17 protein-coding genes and 1 pseudogene are annotated in these 19,019 nt (G+C 64.8%); 6 read left to right on the forward strand and 12 right to left on the reverse strand.

What is annotated here, in order from left to right; genetic code table 11:
* The first annotated feature begins 59 nt into the window (after nucleotides 1–59).
* Complete coding sequence (locus AB3X89_RS23050; RefSeq protein ID WP_368585325.1) at nucleotides 60–1,271, forward strand: porin; 1,212 nt, start codon at nucleotides 60–62, stop codon at nucleotides 1,269–1,271.
* Nucleotides 1,272–1,436: 165 nt separating this feature from the next.
* Here the strand turns inward: AB3X89_RS23050 and AB3X89_RS23055 are convergent, their stop codons facing one another.
* The 3 genes and pseudogenes from AB3X89_RS23055 to AB3X89_RS23065 form a co-directional block, all read right to left on the reverse strand.
* Nucleotides 1,437–1,763 carry a 4-oxalocrotonate tautomerase gene (locus AB3X89_RS23055; RefSeq protein WP_368585326.1) on the reverse strand — a complete coding sequence of 109 codons (327 nt, stop codon included), beginning with the start codon at nucleotides 1,761–1,763 and terminating at the stop codon, nucleotides 1,437–1,439.
* A complete protein-coding gene (locus AB3X89_RS23060) occupies nucleotides 1,681–2,457 on the reverse strand; it encodes a class II aldolase/adducin family protein (RefSeq protein ID WP_368585327.1) in 777 nt (258 codons plus the stop codon). Before AB3X89_RS23060 ends, AB3X89_RS23055 begins: the two co-directional genes overlap by 83 nt.
* 171 nt (nucleotides 2,458–2,628) lie before the next feature.
* Nucleotides 2,629–3,500 (reverse strand): annotated as a pseudogene (locus AB3X89_RS23065) (urea transporter).
* A 187-nt stretch (nucleotides 3,501–3,687) separates the two neighbouring features.
* Between AB3X89_RS23065 and AB3X89_RS23070 the strand changes: the two are divergent.
* The gene (locus AB3X89_RS23070; protein WP_368585328.1) at nucleotides 3,688–4,242 is read left to right on the forward strand and encodes a putative glycolipid-binding domain-containing protein; all 555 of its coding nucleotides are present in this window, start codon (nucleotides 3,688–3,690) and stop codon (nucleotides 4,240–4,242) included.
* 50 nt (nucleotides 4,243–4,292) lie between these two features.
* On the opposite strand, the gene AB3X89_RS23075 is transcribed toward AB3X89_RS23070, so the two are convergent.
* From AB3X89_RS23075 to AB3X89_RS23085, 3 genes are all read right to left on the reverse strand, one after another.
* A complete protein-coding gene (locus tag AB3X89_RS23075; protein ID WP_368585329.1) occupies nucleotides 4,293–4,874 on the reverse strand; it encodes an N-acetyltransferase family protein in 582 nt (193 codons plus the stop codon).
* Nucleotides 4,875–4,950: 76 nt separating this feature from the next.
* A complete protein-coding gene (sapR, locus tag AB3X89_RS23080) occupies nucleotides 4,951–5,859 on the reverse strand; it encodes a sap1 transcriptional regulator SapR (RefSeq protein WP_368585330.1) in 909 nt (302 codons plus the stop codon).
* A gap of 119 nt (nucleotides 5,860–5,978) precedes the next feature.
* Nucleotides 5,979–6,866, reverse strand: coding sequence for a DMT family transporter (locus AB3X89_RS23085; protein ID WP_368585331.1), 888 nt, complete (start codon nucleotides 6,864–6,866; stop codon nucleotides 5,979–5,981).
* Between the two features lie 110 nt (nucleotides 6,867–6,976).
* Here AB3X89_RS23085 and AB3X89_RS23090 point away from each other — a divergent pair, with 110 nt between their 5' ends.
* Nucleotides 6,977–8,416 carry a PLP-dependent aminotransferase family protein gene (locus AB3X89_RS23090; RefSeq protein WP_368585332.1) on the forward strand — a complete coding sequence of 480 codons (1,440 nt, stop codon included), beginning with the start codon at nucleotides 6,977–6,979 and terminating at the stop codon, nucleotides 8,414–8,416.
* A 44-nt stretch (nucleotides 8,417–8,460) separates the two neighbouring features.
* On the opposite strand, the gene AB3X89_RS23095 is transcribed toward AB3X89_RS23090, so the two are convergent.
* The 3 genes from AB3X89_RS23095 to AB3X89_RS23105 all read right to left on the reverse strand — a co-directional run bounded on the left by AB3X89_RS23095 (nucleotide 8,461) and on the right by AB3X89_RS23105 (nucleotide 12,901).
* Nucleotides 8,461–9,534: a TAXI family TRAP transporter solute-binding subunit gene (locus AB3X89_RS23095; RefSeq protein WP_368585333.1), complete on the reverse strand. Its 1,074-nt coding sequence runs from the start codon at nucleotides 9,532–9,534 to the stop codon at nucleotides 8,461–8,463.
* A 256-nt stretch (nucleotides 9,535–9,790) separates the two neighbouring features.
* Nucleotides 9,791–10,933 carry a hypothetical protein gene (locus AB3X89_RS23100; protein WP_368585334.1) on the reverse strand — a complete coding sequence of 381 codons (1,143 nt, stop codon included), beginning with the start codon at nucleotides 10,931–10,933 and terminating at the stop codon, nucleotides 9,791–9,793.
* 420 nt (nucleotides 10,934–11,353) lie between these two features.
* Nucleotides 11,354–12,901, reverse strand: coding sequence for an MDR family MFS transporter (locus tag AB3X89_RS23105; protein WP_368585335.1), 1,548 nt, complete (start codon nucleotides 12,899–12,901; stop codon nucleotides 11,354–11,356).
* Between the two features lie 117 nt (nucleotides 12,902–13,018).
* On the opposite strand from AB3X89_RS23105, the gene AB3X89_RS23110 reads away from it, so the two are divergent.
* Complete coding sequence (locus AB3X89_RS23110) at nucleotides 13,019–13,789, forward strand: TetR/AcrR family transcriptional regulator (protein ID WP_368585336.1); 771 nt, start codon at nucleotides 13,019–13,021, stop codon at nucleotides 13,787–13,789.
* Nucleotides 13,790–13,837: 48 nt separating this feature from the next.
* Here AB3X89_RS23110 and AB3X89_RS23115 read toward each other — a convergent pair whose 3' ends face one another.
* Complete coding sequence (locus AB3X89_RS23115) at nucleotides 13,838–14,569, reverse strand: ribonuclease activity regulator RraA (protein ID WP_368585337.1); 732 nt, start codon at nucleotides 14,567–14,569, stop codon at nucleotides 13,838–13,840.
* A 547-nt stretch (nucleotides 14,570–15,116) separates the two neighbouring features.
* Between AB3X89_RS23115 and AB3X89_RS23120 the strand changes: the two genes are divergently transcribed.
* Nucleotides 15,117–15,629 carry a response regulator gene (locus tag AB3X89_RS23120; RefSeq protein ID WP_176105726.1) on the forward strand — a complete coding sequence of 171 codons (513 nt, stop codon included), beginning with the start codon at nucleotides 15,117–15,119 and terminating at the stop codon, nucleotides 15,627–15,629.
* Nucleotides 15,630–15,787: 158 nt separating this feature from the next.
* Here AB3X89_RS23120 and AB3X89_RS23125 read toward each other — a convergent pair whose 3' ends face one another.
* Together AB3X89_RS23125 and AB3X89_RS23130 are read right to left on the reverse strand one after the other, a co-directional pair.
* The gene (locus tag AB3X89_RS23125; RefSeq protein ID WP_368585338.1) at nucleotides 15,788–16,381 is read right to left on the reverse strand and encodes a Fur family transcriptional regulator; all 594 of its coding nucleotides are present in this window, start codon (nucleotides 16,379–16,381) and stop codon (nucleotides 15,788–15,790) included.
* A gap of 105 nt (nucleotides 16,382–16,486) precedes the next feature.
* Nucleotides 16,487–17,113 (reverse strand): glutathione S-transferase family protein, encoded by a 627-nt coding sequence (locus AB3X89_RS23130; RefSeq protein ID WP_368585339.1) that lies wholly within the window; start codon nucleotides 17,111–17,113, stop codon nucleotides 16,487–16,489.
* A gap of 237 nt (nucleotides 17,114–17,350) precedes the next feature.
* On the opposite strand from AB3X89_RS23130, the gene AB3X89_RS23135 reads away from it, so the two are divergent.
* Nucleotides 17,351–19,018 carry an ATP-binding domain-containing protein gene (locus AB3X89_RS23135; RefSeq protein ID WP_368585340.1) on the forward strand — a complete coding sequence of 556 codons (1,668 nt, stop codon included), beginning with the start codon at nucleotides 17,351–17,353 and terminating at the stop codon, nucleotides 19,016–19,018.
* Nucleotide 19,019: the final 1 nt, after the last annotated feature.

Genomic DNA, 19,019 nt, shown 5'->3' on the forward strand with positions numbered 1-19,019 from the left:
CCCACACTCGGCGGTGCTTGGATGGGCCGCGTCTGAAAGTTTTTAACAACGGAGTAGAAATGAAAAAGACTCTCTTAGCTTCGGCCTTGGGGTTGGTCGCCCTGGGCGCACATGCGCAAAGCAGCGTGACGCTTTACGGTATCGTCGATACGGGCCTGGGTTGGCAGAACAGCTCGGCATCGCTGACCACGGCAGCGAAACCGCAGACCGTCCCCGGCAACTCGCAAGTCAAGATGATCAACGGCATCTGGGCAGGCAGCCGTTTCGGTTTGAAGGGCTCGGAAGATCTGGGTGGCGGCACGAAGACCATTTTCCAATTGGAAGAAGGCTTTAACAGCGCAACTGGCGCGCAAGCCGTGTCGGGTCTGGCATTCAACCGCCAGGCATGGGTCGGTCTGACGAACGCGCAGTTCGGTACGCTGACGGCAGGCCGCGGTTATACCTCGTACTACACCTTGCTCTCGCCGTACAGCCCGACCACGTGGCTGACCGGTGCATACGGCGCGCATCCGGGTGATATCGACTCGCTGGATACGACGTTCCGCGTGAACAACCAACTGGTCTATACGTCGCCGAGCTTTGGCGGTCTGACGGTTAGCGGTTCGTACGCACTGGGCGGCAACGCGGGCAGCTTCGCGGCCGGCCAAACGTGGAGCGTGGCGGCACAGTACCTGAACGGCCCGATCGGTATCGCGGCTGGTATCCAGCGCATCGACAACGCGGCAACCGTTGGCACCCCGGCGTGGAATTCGACGGCGTCGAACAACGGCGCTCAGCCGTCCGTTTCGGCAATCAACAACGGCTTCCAGACCGCCGCGAAGCAGCAGCGTGTTGCTGTGACGGGTGGTTACGCGTTCAACTCGCAGTGGGACGTTTCGTTCGCATACTCGAACGTTCAATACACTGCGGGCCAGGCTTCGCTGTTCCACGACACGCAGATCTGGAATACCGGTGGCGCAGTGCTGCACTGGAAGCCGATCTCGGTGCTGGATGTGGCCGCTGGCTATAGCTACACCCGTGCAACGTCGTCGAACGGCATTCAGAGCACGGCTACCTACAACCAGTTCAACCTGTCGCAGTACTACTCGCTGTCCAAGCGCACCGGCCTGTACGCACTCGAAGCGTATCAGCGCGCTAGCGGTCAGACGCTGTCGGGCAACGGCAAGTCGATCATCAACGCAGTGGCAAGCATCGGTGACGGCCAAAACGGTTCGCCGTCGTCGTCGCGCAGCCAGACCGCTGTCGGCGTTGGTATCATCCACAAGTTCTAAACAGTTACTGAACACGTGGCGGCACGTTGTTTTGCCGCCACATCGACGCGATTTTTTTCGCGTTGTAAGCCTCGAAAGCTGCGCACCTCACGTGCGCAGCTTTTTTTTCGATGCCTATTTTTTATGCATCGAAGCGCTGGTCTCGCCGGCGCTTTTTCGGGTCGATCAGGCCTCCGACCATAAACGCCCACCCGTTGCCCAGTTTTCGCGTTTAACGTCGGTCAGGATGATATCGACCGAGTTCGGCTCGACGCCGAGCGACTCGCAGGTGGCTTTCGTGATCGCTTCGACGAACTGGCGTTTCTGTTCCAGCGTACGGCCTTCGAAGAGTTCGATATGAAACGTGGGCATGACGTTGCTCCGTAGGGTTGAGAGTTGGGACTGAAATGAAGCGGACCGGCTCGGGTGTTCAGGCGCGATAACCTCGATCGAGTCGATCGAGTTTGCGCAGCAGCGCGGGCCATTCGAGCGCGCCTTCGATCGCGCTGCCATCGCAGAGCTGCTCCGCCGTGCGCGCGGCGACCGCGTCGCTCGGCACGACCAGCGGCGCGCCGCAGGTTTGCGCCTGGATCTGGATTTCACAGGCTTTCAGCAGCGTCGCCATCAGCACATAAGCTTCGGCAACCGTGCGTCCGAGCGTCAGCGTGCCGTGATTGCGCAACAGCATCGCGTGGTGATCGGCGAGGTGCGCGACGAGGCGCTCGCCTTCGGCCGGCGTGAACGCGAGGCCTTCGTAGTCGTGATATGCAAGCTGGCCGTAAAAGCGCAGCGCGTGCTGCGACGCCGGCAGCAATCCTTCCGGCTGCGCGGACACGGCCACGCCCGCGGTGTTATGCAGATGCATCACGCAGAACGCGTCGTCGCGCGCGGCATGCACGGCCGCGTGCAGCGCGAAGCCGGTGGCATTCACCGGATGTTCGCTGGCGCCGACGATATTGCCCGCGATGTCGATTTTCACGAGATTCGACGCGCATACCTCATCGAACGCGAGGCCGAACGGATTGATCAGGAAGTGGCCCGGTTCGCCGGGCACGCTCGCGGAAATGTGTGTGTAGATCAGATCGTCCCAGCCGTTGAGCGCGGCGAGTCGATAAGCGGCGGCCAGATCGATGCGGGTTTGCTGTTCCGCTTCCGACTGCGGACCGGTCTCGGCGATGCGGCCGGCGGGTGAGTGGGCGAACGACATATCTGTCTCCTGTCGGCTGGAGTGAGTGTTTCAGCACCGACTTCGGCGCCATGCGATGGATCGCCAAGGCAAGAAGGTTGCTGAATGCGAGGCCGTGCGACGCGCGAACCGGCTTGGGATGCTACCGCACAATCCCGCGCCGTTGGCGACAGCGCACGACCCAGCCTTGCGTTACGCGGCGCGGCGCCCCAGCGACTGGATGCTCCACGTTGCGAGCACGAACGGCGCGCTCATCGTAAGCCGACCGCAATGCAGGGCGGCCGCTTGCAACGGCACCGACATCGCGATGCCGCCGAGCATCGCCGCGTAGCCTGAGTCGGCTAGCGCGAGCGCGGTCAGCGCGCCGTTGAATCCTGACAGGCCGGCGTCGAATGAGGCAACGCTCGGCCGAGCAACAGATGCGCAGCACTGGCCAAGGTCGCGCCGCCCAGCGCATACAGCGCGTGTCTTCGCGAGGCGGCGGCAATCCCGAGCAGCACCAGCACACCCGCTGGCGCGTCCGCCGCGAAGCCGGTCTGCGCAACGCCCGCGAGCACGCCGCTGACGAACCGCATCACGTCGAGCGGATGAGCGGCATGGGGACCCGCTGACAAGGAACGGCTCGCGATCAGCGGCAACCATAGCCACGTGACGATCAGGCACGGACTCGACAGATAGCCGAGCCGACGCACGCGCAAACAATGCCACCACGGTCGCAGCAGCCACGCGGTGGCCGTCGCCGCAAGAATCGCGACGGCCGACGCGCGCGCCGGATCGCCGATGAAGCTGAACGCGGCGAGGCTCGCCAGCGCGCCGTTGAAGCCGAGCAGGCCAGCGCGCAGGTCGGCGTCGGCCGAACCGGCGAGCACCGCGCTGACGTTGGCCGCGATCGCGCCGAGCAGCGCGGCGCACACGAGACGCGGCTCGCTCACCAGCCACGCGCCGAGCATGCACGCGCCGGTCGCGGCGTTCGATTGCAGCACGATCTGGCCGAAGCTGCGCAGCAGCGTGCGCAGCGGGGCGCTGAGCGAGGAAGAGGGCGCATCGGTCGCGGCGGCGTGCATCGGCGGCGGGTTCGGAGTCACGACAAACCGCGAGCATAGTCGAGCGGCCAACACTCAGGCATCTCGCGCGTTGATACTGGCTATTTGCCGGCCGTAAGCGCCTGGGTCGGGATTGACTCGCGCGCGGACTTTCGCGCTACGATGAAAGGCCGGCGCGCCCACTGCGCCGTTTCGCGAGGAGACACCGATGCGTGAATTACGATGGGCCTCGGAAGAGGGCGACGGCATCGAACATCTGGTATTCGATGCGCGCGACGACGGCTTCGCCGTGGAAAGCGTCGTGATAGGGCAGCGCTACGGCAAAACCTACGGGCTGCATTACTCGGTGCGCTGCGACGCGCGCTGGCGCACGCGCTACGCGCACCTGAAGATCGTCGGCGGCGGCGAGCTGGAATTGCATGGCGATGGCGAAGGCCATTGGCACGACGGGCACGGCCTCGCGCTGAGTGCGATCGAGGGCTGTATCGATATCGATATCGCCGCGACGCCGTACACGAATACGTTGCCGATCCGCCGGCTGCAACTGGCCGAGGGCGAACGTCAACCGATCGAAGTCGCGTACATCTCGACACCCGACTTGCAGGTTACGCGCGCCGAGCAGGCATACACGTGCATCGAGTTGAATGGCGAGTACCGCTATGAAGGCATTTTTCGCGAGTTCACCGCCAATATGCGCGTGGATAGCGATGGCCTCGTGATCGACTACCCGACCTTGTTCGCGCGTTTGCCGCGCGGGCGTTAGGTTTTGCGTCCGGCGTCACGGTTGCTACGCCGCGTCGTGCGCGCGGCGGCCTACCCGTGCGTGCCGCCTGCAGCGTTTGAAACGTCGTCGGGCCCGGTCGACGCTCCGCGGCCGAGCGTGCGTTGCATCAGCGTCGTGTCGAGCCAGCGGCCGTGCTTGTAGCCCACCGCCTTCAACGTGCCGGTCAGCTCGAAGCCAAGCTGCGTATGTAACGACAACGAGCCGCCGCTGCCGCCATCGGCGATCACCGCGATCATCTGACGCCACGGTCCGGTCTCGCAACGATCGATCAGCGCCTGTAGCAGCAAGCGTCCGATGCCGCGTCCGCGATATGCGTCGTTCACGTAGATCGAGTCTTCGATCGTGTTGCGATAGGCGGCGCGCGGGCGATACGGCGTCGCATAGCAATAGCCGGCGACGTCGCCGTCGATCTGCGCGACGATATACGGCAGTCCGTGGCTGCGCACGCTTGCGAGCCGCGCGCGCAGGTCGTCGACGGACGGCGGGGTTTCTTCGAACGACGCGACACCGGTCAGCACGTGATGCGCATAGATCGCCTGAATCGCGGGAAGGTCGGCTTCGGTGGCGTCGCGGATCAGCGGGACGTCGAGCGCAGGGCGGGTTGAACTCATGCGTGGTCCGGTCGTGGCCGGCTCAGTTTGACGGAAGCTTTGACTATGCCTGTCGCCGGTGCGGATTTGAAGCGGGTCAAAAATCGAATTGATCGAACTCGCTCTGTAGCTCGCGATTGCGCGCCACGCGTTCGTCGATAGCCGGTCCGCGCCGTTCGACGACCGCCGAGATCAGCAGATTGAACAGGCACGTCAGCGGCGCGAGCGAATCCCAGAACTGACCGACGTCGGTCTTCACCTGCAGCAGGTCGCCGTCGAAATCGCGCGCCCACGGACAGTAGATATCGGTGACGAGCGCGAACGGCAGACCGCGTCGCGAGGCCGCCTGGCAATAGCGTCGTGCGATGGTCGAATAGGCGCGCGTGTCGGTGACGATCAGATACGGTGTATTGAATTCCGAGTTCAGCGAATCGACGTAGGAACCTGACATGCCATCCGAATAGAACACGCGCGGCCGGATGTATTCGAGGTAGCTGTAGAACGCGTTGCTGATACCGCGCGTCGACTGGATGCCGAGGATGTAGACCGCATCGGCGTTCGCGATGCGCTCGGCGACGCGCGCAAAGGCCGGCGAGCGCGCGAGCTCGTATACATGCTGGATCGCACCGATTTCGAGTTCGAGCGATTGGGCGAGCGCCGCGTCGCCCGGCGAGGCGCCGTTAGCGACGCCCGGTTCATGCGGCTCACGGGTTTGGGTGCTGTCGCTCGGGCCACGGCGGAACGCGTCGAGCCGGTCCGTGATCAGCCAGGGGCGCTGCTGCGTGCCGCGCAGCTCGCGTTTCAGATCGTCGAGATTGCGATAGCCGACACTGCGCAGGAAGCGGCCGACCGAAATGCCGCTGGTGCCGGCTTGCTGCGCGATCTGATCGGCGGTCTCGAGGCCGAGCCGGTCGAGATTCGCGAGCATATAGCTGGCGACGCGTTTAGACGTCGGCGTGAGTTCGGAAAAACGGGCTTCGACGGTTTGGGCAAAAGCGGTCGTCATCGTCAGTCGCGGCGCAAGGCGCTGGTTGTGCCAATCTGCGAAATGATGACATATCGACCCACGACTCGCGTCATTCGATCCTGAAAAAAGACGGTTTGCCGTGCGCTGGTCGAGCCGCGTCAGACCGCCCGCCGCGCCGGCGCCGCGCGCGAAAAATGCCGAGCGCCGGCCACGCAGGCGACCACGATCACGGTGACGATGATCATCGACGGCGGGACCTGTTCGTGCAGCAGCACGCCGGCGAGCAGCAGCCCGAAAAACGGTTGCAGCAACTGCAGTTGTCCGACCGCCGCGATCCCGCCGAGCGCGAGTCCTCGATACCAGAACACGAAGCCGATCAGCATGCTGAATAGCGACACGTACGCGAGTCCCCACAGCGCGGCGGCGCCGACACCGTCGAACGACACGGGCCGCGTCCACCAGGCGAGCGGCAGCATCAATGGCAGCGACAGCACGAGCGCCCAAGAAATCACCTGCCAGCCGCCGAGGTGACGCGACAGCCGCGCGCCTTCCGCGTAACCGAGCCCGCACACGATGATCGCCGCGAGCATCAGCGCGTCGCCGAACGGCGACGCGTCGATGCCGTGCCGCAGCGCGAACGCGGCCACCGCCGCGCTGCCGAGCGCCGAGAACAGCCAGAACGCGGGCTGCGGCCGCTCGCCGCCGCGCAGCACGCCGAAGATCGCGGTGGCGAGCGGCAGCAAACCGATGAACACGACCGCATGCGCGGCGCTCACATGCCGCAGCGCCAGCGCGGTCAGCAACGGAAAGCCGACCACGACGCCGAGCGCGACCACCACGAGCGGCAGCAGATCGCGGCGCTGCGGCCGCGTCTCGCGGAACACTAGCAACAGTAGAAGACCGAGAACGCCCGCGATCGTCGCGCGCGCCACGGTCAGAAAGACCGGATCGAGTCCCTGCACGGCAAGCCGCGTGGCCGGCAGCGAGCCGCTGAAAATCAGCACGCCCGCGAAACCGCTGAGCCAGCCGTTGGTGGTCTTGTCCATTGCGAACATCCCTGCGCTGAAAAAGTCACATGATGCGCGCCGCGGCCGTAAACGTTAAGCTACAGATCAGTACAGTTTGGACGAACTGTACTGAACATGGAGCAGTACAGATGGCGCAAAGCGACAACAACGAGACGGTGCCGGGCACGCGCGTCGGCCTCGTGATGGACAATCTGCGCGAGCGCATCGCGAGCCGCTCGCTGATGCCGGGCGCGCGCGTGCCGTCGATTCGCGCGATGACCGACGCGCTCGGCGTGTCGAAATCGACCGTGGTGGAAGCCTACGACCGTCTCGTCGCGGAAGGCGTGATCGTCGCGCGGCGCGGCTCCGGCTTCTTCGTGTCGGGCCATGCGCCGCCGCTCGCGCTCGCCGATCTGGGACCGCGACTCGATCGCGAGGTCGATCCGCTGTGGCTCACGCGGCAGTCGCTGGAAACCGGCTCGAAAGCGCTGAAGCCAGGCTGCGGCTGGATGCCGGCTTCGTGGCTGCCGGAAGATGGCGTGCGGCGCGCGCTGCGTGCGGTCGCCCGTGATCCGCAGTCACTGCTCGCCGACTACGCGAGCCCGGCCGGCTTGCCCGCGCTGCGTCAGCAGCTTGCGTGGCGGCTGTCTGCGCACGGCGTCGATGCGCCGCCCGAGCAGATCCTGCTGACCGACGGCGGCACTCATGCGCTCGATCTCGTGTGCCGCTTCCTGCTCGAACCCGGCGACACGGTGTTGATCGACGATCCGTGCTACTTCAATTTTCAGGCGCTGCTGCGCGCGCATCGCGTGCGGATCGCGAGCGTGCCGTACACGCCGCAGGGGCCGGATCTCGCGGCGTTCGAGCGCGTTCTGATCGAGCAGCGTCCGCGGCTTTACGTGACGAACTCGGCGATCCACAATCCGACCGGCGCGACGCTCGCGCCGGCCGTCGCGCATCGGCTGCTGAAGCTCGCGGGCGAGCACGATCTGCTGATCGTCGAGGACGACATCTTCGCGGACTTCGAAGACGAACCGGCGCCGCGCCTCGCCGCGTTCGACGGGCTCTCCCGCGTCGTGTCGATCGGCAGCTTTTCGAAGACGCTATCGGCGGCGGTGCGCTGCGGCTATATCGCCGCGCGGGCCGAATGGGTCGAACCGCTGATCGATCTGAAGCTCGCGACCTCGTTCGGCAATGGTCAGCTCGCGGCGAGCGTTGTGCATCGGATGCTCGTCGACGGTACCTATCGGCGTCATCTCGAGGCAATGCGCGCGAAGCTGGCCGATGCGATGGGAGAGACCATCAGGCGTCTCGGCTATGCGGGCCTCGATATCTGGACACGGCCGCGTGCGGGCCTGTTCGTGTGGGCGCGCTTGCCCGGGGCGCTCGATGCCGCCGACATCGCCCGTCATGCGTTGACGGCGGGCGTCGTGCTGGCGCCGGGCAATGTGTTCAGCGCGTCGCAAGCGGCGGCGGGTTTTCTGCGTTTCAACGTGTCGCAATGCAATCGACCGAAGGTGTACGAGGCATTGCAACGGGCGATGGATGCGTGCGCGCTGTCGGCCGACGCGGGGCGCGAGCGCGTCTGAAACGAACTGAATCGAATCAGGCGCGCGCGGTCCTTGCTACGGCGTTATTTGCACAGCAGAAGCATCCGCTCCTGTTCCGAGCAGGGCGTGTGCGGTTTCGGCGCGGGTTGCGCGGCCGCCGCGCTCATCGCCGCGGTGCGGTTCGCGAGACACGCGCGCAGGTGCTTCTCGACCGGACCGTAATACTTCCATCCGCGTACGAGCGTCGGCAATTCGAGCTTCACCTGTTTCCATTTCGGATGGCCGTGCTCCTGCAGATTGTCGAAGTTCGCGCACAACGAGTCGGCGAAATGATTCAGATTGCTGACGGTGTCGCGCAAGCCATAGTCGTAGGTGACCAGAAACGCTTTGACCGTGAGGCCCGGCACGTCTTCCTTCAACCAGCCTGGGTAGCTGCTCTGACGGATCGTCGTCGGAAAGTAGGTTTGTTTTGCGCGGTTCGTCTCCGGCGCGTTGGGATCGGCGGGCAACAGACGCAGTTGCGACAGCAGGTCGGGCTTCATGCTGGTGAACAGATTTGCCGGCTGCCCGACCACGATGATCGCGACGTCGATCTTCTGCACGATCAGCGCGGCGAGCGCGTCCTCGTTGCTCAGATGCACGACGTTCTGCTCGGGAATCGGCTGGCCGAACATCAGGCGGTAGAGCGTCGTCGCCGACTGCGCAGTGCCGCTGCCTAGCAGACCGACGCTGATGGTCTTGTCCTTGATGTCGGCGAGCGTCTTCAGCGGCGAATCCGCCCGCACGACGACATTAATTTCCTCGTCGTAGAGCGGCATGATCAGTCGCAGCGGCCGGATCGTCGTGCCCGCATCGGGGTTGCCCGTGTTGGCCATATCGATGAACGCCTGGTACACGTCGGACTGCACGAGCGCGAGCTTCACGCCGGGCTCGAAACGCATGCGCTGCACGTTTTCGGCCGAGCCTTTCGACGCCACCACTTCGAGGTCGATACCGACCGGCTGGGCCACCCATTTCGACAGGTCGTTGCCGATCTGGATATAGGTGCCGCGCTCCGGTCCGGTGACGATTTTGTAGTGCGCGGGTTCGGCGCCGGCCAGCGAACATACGACCAGTACCACCAGCCCCAGCCAGCCTGCGAGAAGTCTCTTCAGCATGGTCTTTCTACCTATCGGTCAGGTTGATCCCGCTTCACGCGTGGCGCGTGGAAGCACCAGTGATCCGGTTGCCATGTCATGTTCAAACTGCTGCCAGGGCCGCTCCGTCTGTTGCCGCTCAGAGAGCGCACGATTATGTGCGAATCGGCACAGACGGCGACCATCTGATCTGGTATGCGAAGCAATGCTTTCGCGCGACGGCGCAGTCGCTTGCGTCTCCGCGACCCTGAGCGGAGGGTCGCGTCGCGCGTGAGCACTAGTTGCTCCGCGACGTCGCCTGCAGCATGCCGGCGGGCAGCGGTACCTGCAGTTGTGCCTGCGCGAGCGGCGCGCCCGGCGCGGCGTCCGTCGCCGCATGCGGCGGAGTCAGCGGCGCCCAGCCGGTCTCGCGGATCACGCGCTCGAGGATCACTTTCGCCGCGTCGTTGCTGCTGTCGATCGCGAGCGCCTCGTTCGCGTGCTGACGTGCGCACGGCCACGACTGCTGCGCGACGCAGACCTGCGCGGCCTGCAGCGCAGTATCGCGACGCTGGACCAGCGGCCGCATCTGATCGGCCAGAACCTGCACGTCGCTGTTTCCCGGTTGAAACGTTTGCGCGGCAGCGAGAGCGGCCTGCGCGGCGGACAGGTCGTTGGCGCGGAACGCGGTCCTCGCGACCTGCAGCGCCTGAGCGGCGTCGTGCAATTGCGTCGCGGGCCGCACGGGCGTCGCGGCCAGCGGCGGCGTGACAGGCGGCGCAGCCGGTGTCGCTGGAATGACGGGAACCGCGGGCACGACGGGCGCGGGCTTCGCCGCCAGTTCGGTCACGGGCGGTGGCGCCGGCCTGGTCGCGGCCGGCGCGTGCGCGGTCTGCGCTTGAGCAATCACCGGTGCGGACGCAAGCGGCGCGATCATGCCGGTCGTCGTTGTGCGGGCATCCTGAGTAATCTGCTCGACGCCTTTATCTTCCGATTCGCCACCGTCGCTGAATAACGTATAAGCGATATACGCCAGGCCGATCGCGATGACCGCGCCGATCACATATAGCACGCGCCAGATCGTCTGCGCGGTGTTGCTTGGCGCGTACATCGGATCTTCGTAAGGCGGGATAGCGGTGTCGGTCGACACGAGCGCCGTGTGCATGATCGGCTCGCTCTGCAACAGAGATTCGGACGCCATCGTGGCAGAGGCGATGACAGGCTCATCCCGTGTGCCCAGCTCGTCGTCGAAGCGAGGCAGCGGCTTGTGCGTGGCGCTCGCGCGGCTGCCTGGAATACCGGTGCGGATGTGCGGATCGTCCTGCTCGAACGGATGCGCAGCGCCACAGTAGGGGCAGGCGTCGACTTGTCGGTACAGTGCGCCACCGCAGCGTTTGCAGGGCGTGGGGAAACTTTGGCCGGTTGCTGTCTGGGTGGACATGCCGTGGACCCACCTTTGGAAAACGATGCCGTAAAGGCATGCTCCGGATCGTGTTGAGGCAGGAGCCTTGTCCGCGGAATCACGATCCACATGCGCCGGAGGTCGCGGAGACGTAGGCCGCGCCTGCGTTTCCACGGTTTCCAATATGTGATGTTTCACGGGGGACGTCAACGCGGTAGGCCCCTGGATTGTGTGCGCTACCGCTCATTCGGAGGTATGAAGAAACTTCGGCGAGACCCTCGAAACGCATATATGTGTCTGTTGTTCCACGACAAATGCACGCTGCGCGCCACACGTAGTGAGCGCGACAAAAAAACAACGAGGCCGACGCGTTGCGCGTGCGGCCTCGTGATCACCCGGCTATTGGATACTTGCCGGTAAGCGTTTGCATCAGCATCCGGACCAGGCGTAGAAGAACGCTCAGTGCTTGCGCAACGGATGATCCTTCAGCAGCCACGCCAGCGCGAACGCGAGCACCACGACGCAGGCGGCCGACAGATACACGGTATGCAACGCGCCAGCGAACGCATGCAGATAGTCGTTGCGCAATGCTTCGGGTAGCTGATGAATCGCGGCGGGACCCAAGGCCTGCGGAAGTTCGGTATCGGGCGGGATCAACTTTTCGAGGCGTGCGGCGAGTCCGTTCGAAAACACCGCGCCGAAACCGGCCACGCCGATCGAGCCGCCGATCGAGCGAAACAGCGTGACGCCGGACGTCGCCACCCCCATATGCTTGAACTCGACGGTGTTCTGGACCGCGAGGACCAGCACCTGCATCACCATGCCGAGGCCGCAGCCGAGCAGACCCATGTACAGATACATCACATGAATCGGCGTATCGATCTGCAGACGCGCGAGCAGCAGCATCGCCACCGAGACGAGGAACGTGCCCATGATCGGGAACAGCCGATACTTGCCGATCTTGCTGATCAGGCGGCCCGTCACCATCGACAGGATGAACAGGCCGCCCATCATCGGCAGCATCTGCATGCCGGCTTGCGACGGCGTGGAGCCCTTCACCACCTGCAGATAGAGCGGAATGAACGTCACGGAGCCGAACAGCGATACGCCGATGATGAAGCTCACGAGGCTGCTGATCAGAAACGTGCGTTGCTTGAACAGTCCGAGCGGCATGATCGGTTCGACCGCGCTGCGCTCTTCGTGAATGAAGCCCCAGATCGCTACGAGGCCCATGCCGAGCGTGAACCATAGTTGCGGCGAGGTCCACGGCAGAATCGTGCCGCCCTGGCTCGTGAACAGGATGATGCAGGTCAGCGCGCCGGCGAGAAACGCGGCGCCCATGTAGTCGATCGTGTGCTTGACGTGGCGCACGTGCGGCTTGAACACCGCGCCGATCACGATCAGCGACAGGATGCCGAGCGGCAGGTTGATGTAGAAGATCCAGCGCCAGGTCAGATGCTCGACCAGAAAACCGCCGAGCAGCGGACCGATGACGGTCGCGAGACCGAAGATGCCGCCGAACACGCCCTGATAGCGGCCACGCTCAGCGGGCGGAATCACGTCCGCGATCGCCGCCATCGTCACGACGAGCAGGCCGCCGCCGCCAAGGCCTTGCAGCGCGCGCAGCACGATCAGTTGGCTCATGTTTTGCGCGATGCCGCACAGCGCCGAGCCAACGAGAAAGATGACGATCGCCGTCTGTAGAACGATCTTGCGGCCGAACAGGTCGCCGAACTTGCCGTACAGCGGCACGACGATCGTCGAGCTGAGCAGGTAGGCGGTCACGACCCAGGACAGGTTATTGAGCCCGCCCAGATCGCCGACGATGGTGGGCAGCGCGGTCGACACGATCGTCTGGTCGAGCGCGGCGAGCAGCATGACCAGCAGCAGCGCCGGAAACAGCAGCCGGATCGGCGGATGATCGGCTGCGCCTGCGGCCGAGGCTGCGGCTGGGCGGGATTCCTCGGGCGCGGAGTCGGCGGACAGGGTCGTAGCAGGTTGTTCCATGGTGGCAACGCGTTGAAATTAATTAACCGAAAGATTAATATATGCGACATCGCCTCTCACGTCAAATTCAATGCAATGACAAGGATCTCATCTGATGACGCCGCGGCGGACCACGCCGTGACAGATGCGGGGCCATCCGCGCGGATTGCCGCGAAAGAGCGGGGCGCGTCGAAGTCCAAACTCGAGGGGACACAAGCGGATACGCAAACCGCGAATCCCGCAAGTGTCGCGCCAAGCGGGAGGCCCGCCCGCCGCCCCGGCCGGCCGACGGGCGCCGCGCGCGGCCCCGAGCAGCGCGCGCGCTTGCTCGACGCTGCGCTGACGCTGTTCGCAAGGCAGGGCATCGTCGAGACATCGCTCGGTGAGATCGCCCGCGAGGCCGGCTTCACGCCCGCGATGGTGCACTACTACTTCAAGACACGCGATCAACTGCTCGACGTACTGATCGACGAGTGTTTCGCGCCGTTGCGCGCGAGCCTCGGTCTGCCGTTCCAGGAACATCCCGACGATCCTGTCGCGGCGATCACGCAACTCACCGAGCGGCTCGTGCAGATCGCGAGCGATAACCCGTGGTTCGCATCGCTATGGATTCGCGAAGTGATCAGCGACGGCGGACTGCTGCGCCAGCGCATGCATGAGCGTTTCGGTTTCGCGCATCAGAAGGAGTCGCTGCTGGCGATCGCGCGCTGGCAGAAGGAGGGCCGCCTGAATGCATCGCTCGAACCCGCGCTCGTGTTCGTCACGCTGCTCGGCATGACGATTCTGCCGCTCGCCACTTCGAAGCTGTGGCGTAATGATCCATTGCGCCGCAATATCGGCGGCGCGGAGATCGCACGGCACGCGGTGGCGTTGCTGGTGCAGGGCATCGGACCCGGCAAGGGCGCCTGAACCGGCGGCCGGTGTGACACATCGGTCGCCGTGTTGGTTGAAAAGGCGCTAGATTTTGCGGTTTTTCTTCCACTCGTCGAACGCCGCCTTCGTCTCGTCGTTCGGCGGATAGGTGCCGGGCAGCACGGCGCCGGCGCGAATCCTTTCGGTCAGAAACGCTTCGAGCCGTTCCTGCTCGGCCGCGGCCTGCGCGACCTCGTCGGCCGTCTTCAGCGGAATCACGACGACCCCGTCCCCATCGCCGACGATCACGTCACCTGGAAACACCGCGACGCCGCCACAGCCGATCGGCACGTTGATGTCGACCGCGTGATGGCGGATCAGATTGGGCGGCGCGCTCGCGCCGGCGCAAAACACCGGCATGTCGAGCGCGGCGATCGTCGCGCTGTCGCGCACCGGGCCGTCGGACACCATGCCGGCCACGCCGCGCACCTGCAAACGCAGCGACAGAATCGATCCGAACGACGCGCTGCCGCGCTCGCCGCGGCAATCCTGGACGAGCACATGGCCCGGCGGAATGGTCTCGACGCATTTGCGTTGCGCGTACTCAGGGTCCGCGAATAGCTCCAGCACGTCGATGTCTTCGCGCGATGGGATATTGCGCAGCGTGAACGCCGGCCCAACCAGATTCGCGCCGCGGTGCGGAGCGAGCGGTGCGACGCCCTGCATGAAGGTATTGCGCAGACCGCGCTTGAACAACTGCGTGGTCAGCGTGGCGGTGCTGACGTGACGAAGGATCTCGAGCGTCGCGGTGCAAAGCGCGGGCGATGTGGCGGACATGGTGTCGGGTGACCTCGGGTTGAGATGAAGAGACATCAATAGATGCGTGCGGGCAGCCGCGAACCGCAGCATGCCGCGCATGCGCGCCCACGATGATAGCGCCGCGGCGCCAACGGTTAGCGGGTAAGCGCCAATTCATCTTTGTGTCATCTGCACGCGCGACCGGCCCCTCTTCAAGTGACGCGAACCGCTGCAGCGAGGCACGCGACATGCTTGCAGAGTCGTCGGGTGCGAGCGGCGCAACACGAACGACAGCGCCGCGTCGCGCAAACAATACGAAGGACAGAATCGATACCGGGCGGAGAAGGCCGTACGAACGGGGTTCGTGCGAACCGCGCCGGAACATCGGGTGCCGGCAATCGGCGAGCCGCGGAAAAACTGCGGACACTCAGCAGCTAAATCGCGGCATGCGTCGAGCGCCGTTTTTTCATCGACGTGCAATTTTGGCGCGTTACCGTGCGCACGCGTTGTACTCGGGAAGGTGCTCAGCAATGTTTTACAATCGCGGACCTGTCTGCAACTCGGCGTGCGAAATCGAGTCGGAACCATGGACAGCAACACCTCGGCCGCGCAAATCGGCGGCAATCAGCAGAGTGAAACATTGGCCACTTCCGATGGCCTAACCGGTTTTCCAGAGCAACAACATACGATGAATGCAGCAATGAGGCTCGATCAGGCCACGATCGTGCTTGTAGAGGACGACCCCGACAGCCGGGAATCGTTGACCTTGCTACTCGAGGCGGAAGGCGCGAAGGTATGCGCGGTCGCCGATGCGGAAGAGGGTGTCGTGGCGGCGATGGAGTTGCTTCCCGACGCGGTCGTCTGCGACCTCGACTTGCCGACCATGGATGGCTTCTATCTGATCCAGCGGCTGCGCGACCACGAGATTTGCGGCGGCCATTCGCCCGCGGTGGCGGTGGCGCTGACCGGCCACACCGACGACGCCTACCGCCTGCGCAGCATCGGCGAAGGCTTCCAGCATTTCATGACCAAACCCGCGTTACCCGAAGCGCTCGTGACGTTGCTGCGCGACGCGATCGACGCCCGCGCGGCGGGCTGATCGCCGCTTCGCAACGGGCTCGCAGCGGGCTTTCGTGGAAGTGAGTAGTAGCAGGCCGGCGCGCGGCGGGAAGACGTCGTTTCGCGGAGAGCAGCGCACGGCCATCGACGCTTCGCGGCGCATCACACCGCGTTGCGCACCCGACGCGTAGCGCGCCGCTATTTGGCCGCGGCCACCGGCGCGGCTTCGCCAGCCATTGCGGCCGCCTGACAGGCCGCACAGAGACCCTTCAACTCGATTTCGTCGCTCGCGAGCCGATAGCCCGCGTCTTCGATCTGCGCGATGAGCGCCTGGCGCAGCTTCGGTTGATGCAGCTCGGTGACGCTGCCGCATTGCTGGCATACGACGAGAATGCCGTGCTGGCATTGCGTCAGATCATGGCAGACGGTGAACGCATTGATCGACTCGATTCGATGCACGAGTCCCGCCGACAGCAAAAAATCCAACGCGCGATAGACGGTTGGCGGCGCCGAGCCCGGGTGAATCTGGCGCATTTCGTCGAGCAGCGAATAGGCCTTGGTCGCGCGTCCCGAGTTCAGCAGCAGTTCGAGCACCTTGCGCCGGATCGGCGTGAGTTTTTCGCCGCGCTCGCGGCAATATTCCTCGGCCAGTGCGAGAGCCGCTTCCTGCGATGGCTGATGCACGTCGTGATGCACATGATGATCGTGCGCATCGGCGGCGGTGGCGGCAGGCGCGGGAGTGACCGGATGGCCGGTTGCGGCGGGCTTGGCGGCGGGGTTGGCGATTTTCATGCGTCGATTATAGAGGCATGCGCGGTGGGCCGCCGCGCCGGTCGCGGGATGGGCGCAGCACAGGCGCGCGGGCGGCGATCACGAAGTCGCCGATGAACCGGCCGTTCAGGTCAACGGAAAATCCACGTACTTCTTGAACCCGGTGCGCGTGGTTAGACGCGAATACCAGCGCTCCAGACTCGGCAGCGGCGGCCGCTGCAAACCGTCGAGGCCGAACCAGCGCTTCGCGTACGCGCCGATCACGATATCGGCGAGCGTGAACTTGTCGCCTTCGAGAAAGAAGCGGCCCTGCAGATGCGTGTCGAGCAGGCGCCACAGCACGGTGACCGCCTGCACGTCGGCCGCGAGTTTGGCGGTGTCGCGCTCGGCCTCCGGCGTGCGCACGAGCGACCAGAACACCGGACGTTCCACCGGCTGCAGCGTCGACAGCGACCAGTCCAGCCAGCGGTCGATGCTCGCGCGCAGTTTCGGCTCGGCCGGATACAGCAGGCTCGATTCGCCGTATTGCATCGTCAGATAGCGCAGGATCGAGTTGGATTCCCACAGCACGAAGTCGTCGTCGACCAGCGTCGGGATCTTGCCGGTCGGATTCATCGCGAGATAGTCGGGTTCGTTGTTGCGGCCGAATTGCAGGCCCGCGTCGATGCGGTCGAATGGCAGTACGAGTTCGTCGCAGCACCACAAAACTTTCTGGACGTTGACTGAATTGGTACGTCCCCAGATCGTAATCATCCGGTAAATCCTTTTCTGTTACGGTTGGCAAGCCGCGCCTCGCGCGCGGCGTTCAGCCAGTTACGATACACGATGCGCGAAGCTTTGCGCGGCATCCGAAAGGCGCCCTCCGCGCGAGGCGGCACGCAGTGTCGCGGCTGCGACGCCCGTCACCGCGTTGCGTACAATGACCGCACCCCGAATTGCGCACTGAGCCGACATGCGTGGACTCACGCATCCAACCCAATAAGGCACCGCATGGCCCGCATTGTTCCCGACGACTGGAAGAGCCTCGAAGCGACCGGCGCGGCGGCGCGCGAACGCGAAACGCTCGCGCTGCTCGAACACGCACTGCCCGACGATTACACCGTCTATCACGGTGTGCATTGGACTCGCCTGAACCAGAACTTCTCGGTATTCGGCGAGGCCGACTTCGTGATCGTGAGTCCCGCCGGGCGTCTGATGATCATCGAGCAGAAGACCGGCTTTCTGCGTGAAACGCCGAAGGGGCTCGTCAAGGTGTATCTGCAGACCGAGCGCAACGTCGCGATTGCGCTCGCGCATACGATCGAAAGTCTGCACCGGCGTTTTACCGCGGCGTTCGGCGCCGGCACCTATTTCATCGAGGAACTGCTGTACTGTCCCGATCACATCGTCAAGGATGCGGCGATCGCCGGCGTGAATCCCGCGCGCATCGTCGACGCGACGCGGCGCGAACGGCTCGCGGCGATCATCCGCGAAGCGCTGCCGGCCGATGAGCCGCGGCTTCCCAGCGCATCGAAAATCCATCACTTTCTTGCCGACGAACTCGCGCTGGCACCCGACACGAGCGCGCTCGTCGGCCAGGCGGGCACGCTCGTCACGCGCCTGTCGGGCGGACTCGCCACGTGGGCCCGGCGCCTCGAATTCGCGCCGTTCCGTTTGCGCGTGGTCGGCACGGCAGGCTCCGGCAAGACGCAACTCGCGGTGCAGGTGATGAAGGACGCGGTCGCGCGCGGCGAGCGGCCGTTGTACGTGTGCTTCAACCGGCCGCTCGCCGATCACATCGCGCGGGTTGCGCCGCCGGAGGCGAAGGTCGCGAACTATCACCAGCTGTGCGACTGGATCATGCGCGACGCGGGCCGCGCGCCCGATTTCGAATCCGCGCAGGTGTTCGATCTGCTGGAGGCCGGATTCGCCCACACGCCGATCGAACCGCGCTGGCAGTTCGACGTGCTGATCGTCGATGAAGGGCAGGATTTCCAGCAGTCGTGGATTACCTCGCTCGAGCGGCTGCTGCGGCCGGGCGGCGCATGGTGGTGGCTCGAAGACCCGCTGCAGAATCTGTACATGCGCGAGCCGGTGTCGTTACCCGGCTGGGCCACGCTGAAGGAGACCACCAATTACCGCAGTCCGCGTGACATCCTCGACTATCTGCGCGACGTGATCGGCTCGTCGGTGCCGCTTGCCGCGGCGCTCGCGTCGGGCAGTCCGTTCGACGGCTCCGACGTTTCGGTGTCGGTCTACGACGAAGCGCAGGCCGCCGAAAGCAGCATCGACGCGACCAAGCGCGCGATCACCCACGCGCTCGGGCTCGGCTTTCGCAAGCAGGACATCGTGGTGCTGTCGTTCCGCGGCAGGGACGGTTCGGCGATGAGCGCGCTCGATCATCTCGGACCGCATCGGCTGCGCAGCTTCACCGGCAAATATGATCTGTTCGGCAACCCGGAGTATCGCGACGGCGACGTGCTGTTCGAGTCGATCTACCGCTTCAAGGGGCAGGCGGCGCCGTGCGTGATCTTCACCGAGATCGACTTCGACGCGTTCGACGAACGCGTCGCGCGCAAGCTGTTCGTCGGCGCGACGCGGGCGACGATGAAGCTGATCGTCGTCGCGTCGCAGCGGGCCGCAAGGCATTTGCAGTTGCGCGAGGGGAAGGACAAGTAGA

It is taken from the genome of Paraburkholderia sp. BR14320 (assembly GCF_040948665.1).
GTDB classification, from domain to species: domain Bacteria; phylum Pseudomonadota; class Gammaproteobacteria; order Burkholderiales; family Burkholderiaceae; genus Paraburkholderia; species Paraburkholderia youngii.

Bases quoted from the DNA above. Each gene is read 5' to 3' on its own strand.
- AB3X89_RS23100 (WP_368585334.1), bottom strand. From the start codon at position 10,933: ATGTCCACCCAGACAGCAACCGGCCAAAGTTTCCCCACGCCCTGCAAA.
- AB3X89_RS23095 (WP_368585333.1), bottom strand. From the start codon at position 9,534: ATGCTGAAGAGACTTCTCGCAGGCTGGCTGGGGCTGGTGGTACTGGTC.
- AB3X89_RS23130 (WP_368585339.1), bottom strand. From the start codon at position 17,113: ATGATTACGATCTGGGGACGTACCAATTCAGTCAACGTCCAGAAAGTT.
- AB3X89_RS23060 (WP_368585327.1), bottom strand. From the start codon at position 2,457: ATGTCGTTCGCCCACTCACCCGCCGGCCGCATCGCCGAGACCGGTCCG.
- AB3X89_RS23050 (WP_368585325.1), top strand. From the start codon at position 60: ATGAAAAAGACTCTCTTAGCTTCGGCCTTGGGGTTGGTCGCCCTGGGC.
- AB3X89_RS23120 (WP_176105726.1), top strand. From the start codon at position 15,117: ATGGACAGCAACACCTCGGCCGCGCAAATCGGCGGCAATCAGCAGAGT.
- AB3X89_RS23090 (WP_368585332.1), top strand. From the start codon at position 6,977: ATGGCGCAAAGCGACAACAACGAGACGGTGCCGGGCACGCGCGTCGGC.
- AB3X89_RS23075 (WP_368585329.1), bottom strand. From the start codon at position 4,874: ATGAGTTCAACCCGCCCTGCGCTCGACGTCCCGCTGATCCGCGACGCC.
- AB3X89_RS23055 (WP_368585326.1), bottom strand. From the start codon at position 1,763: ATGGCAGCGCGATCGAAGGCGCGCTCGAATGGCCCGCGCTGCTGCGCA.
- AB3X89_RS23135 (WP_368585340.1), top strand. From the start codon at position 17,351: ATGGCCCGCATTGTTCCCGACGACTGGAAGAGCCTCGAAGCGACCGGC.
- AB3X89_RS23070 (WP_368585328.1), top strand. From the start codon at position 3,688: ATGCGTGAATTACGATGGGCCTCGGAAGAGGGCGACGGCATCGAACAT.
- AB3X89_RS23115 (WP_368585337.1), bottom strand. From the start codon at position 14,569: ATGTCCGCCACATCGCCCGCGCTTTGCACCGCGACGCTCGAGATCCTT.
- AB3X89_RS23105 (WP_368585335.1), bottom strand. From the start codon at position 12,901: ATGGAACAACCTGCTACGACCCTGTCCGCCGACTCCGCGCCCGAGGAA.
- sapR (WP_368585330.1), bottom strand. From the start codon at position 5,859: ATGACGACCGCTTTTGCCCAAACCGTCGAAGCCCGTTTTTCCGAACTC.
- AB3X89_RS23125 (WP_368585338.1), bottom strand. From the start codon at position 16,381: ATGAAAATCGCCAACCCCGCCGCCAAGCCCGCCGCAACCGGCCATCCG.
- AB3X89_RS23085 (WP_368585331.1), bottom strand. From the start codon at position 6,866: ATGGACAAGACCACCAACGGCTGGCTCAGCGGTTTCGCGGGCGTGCTG.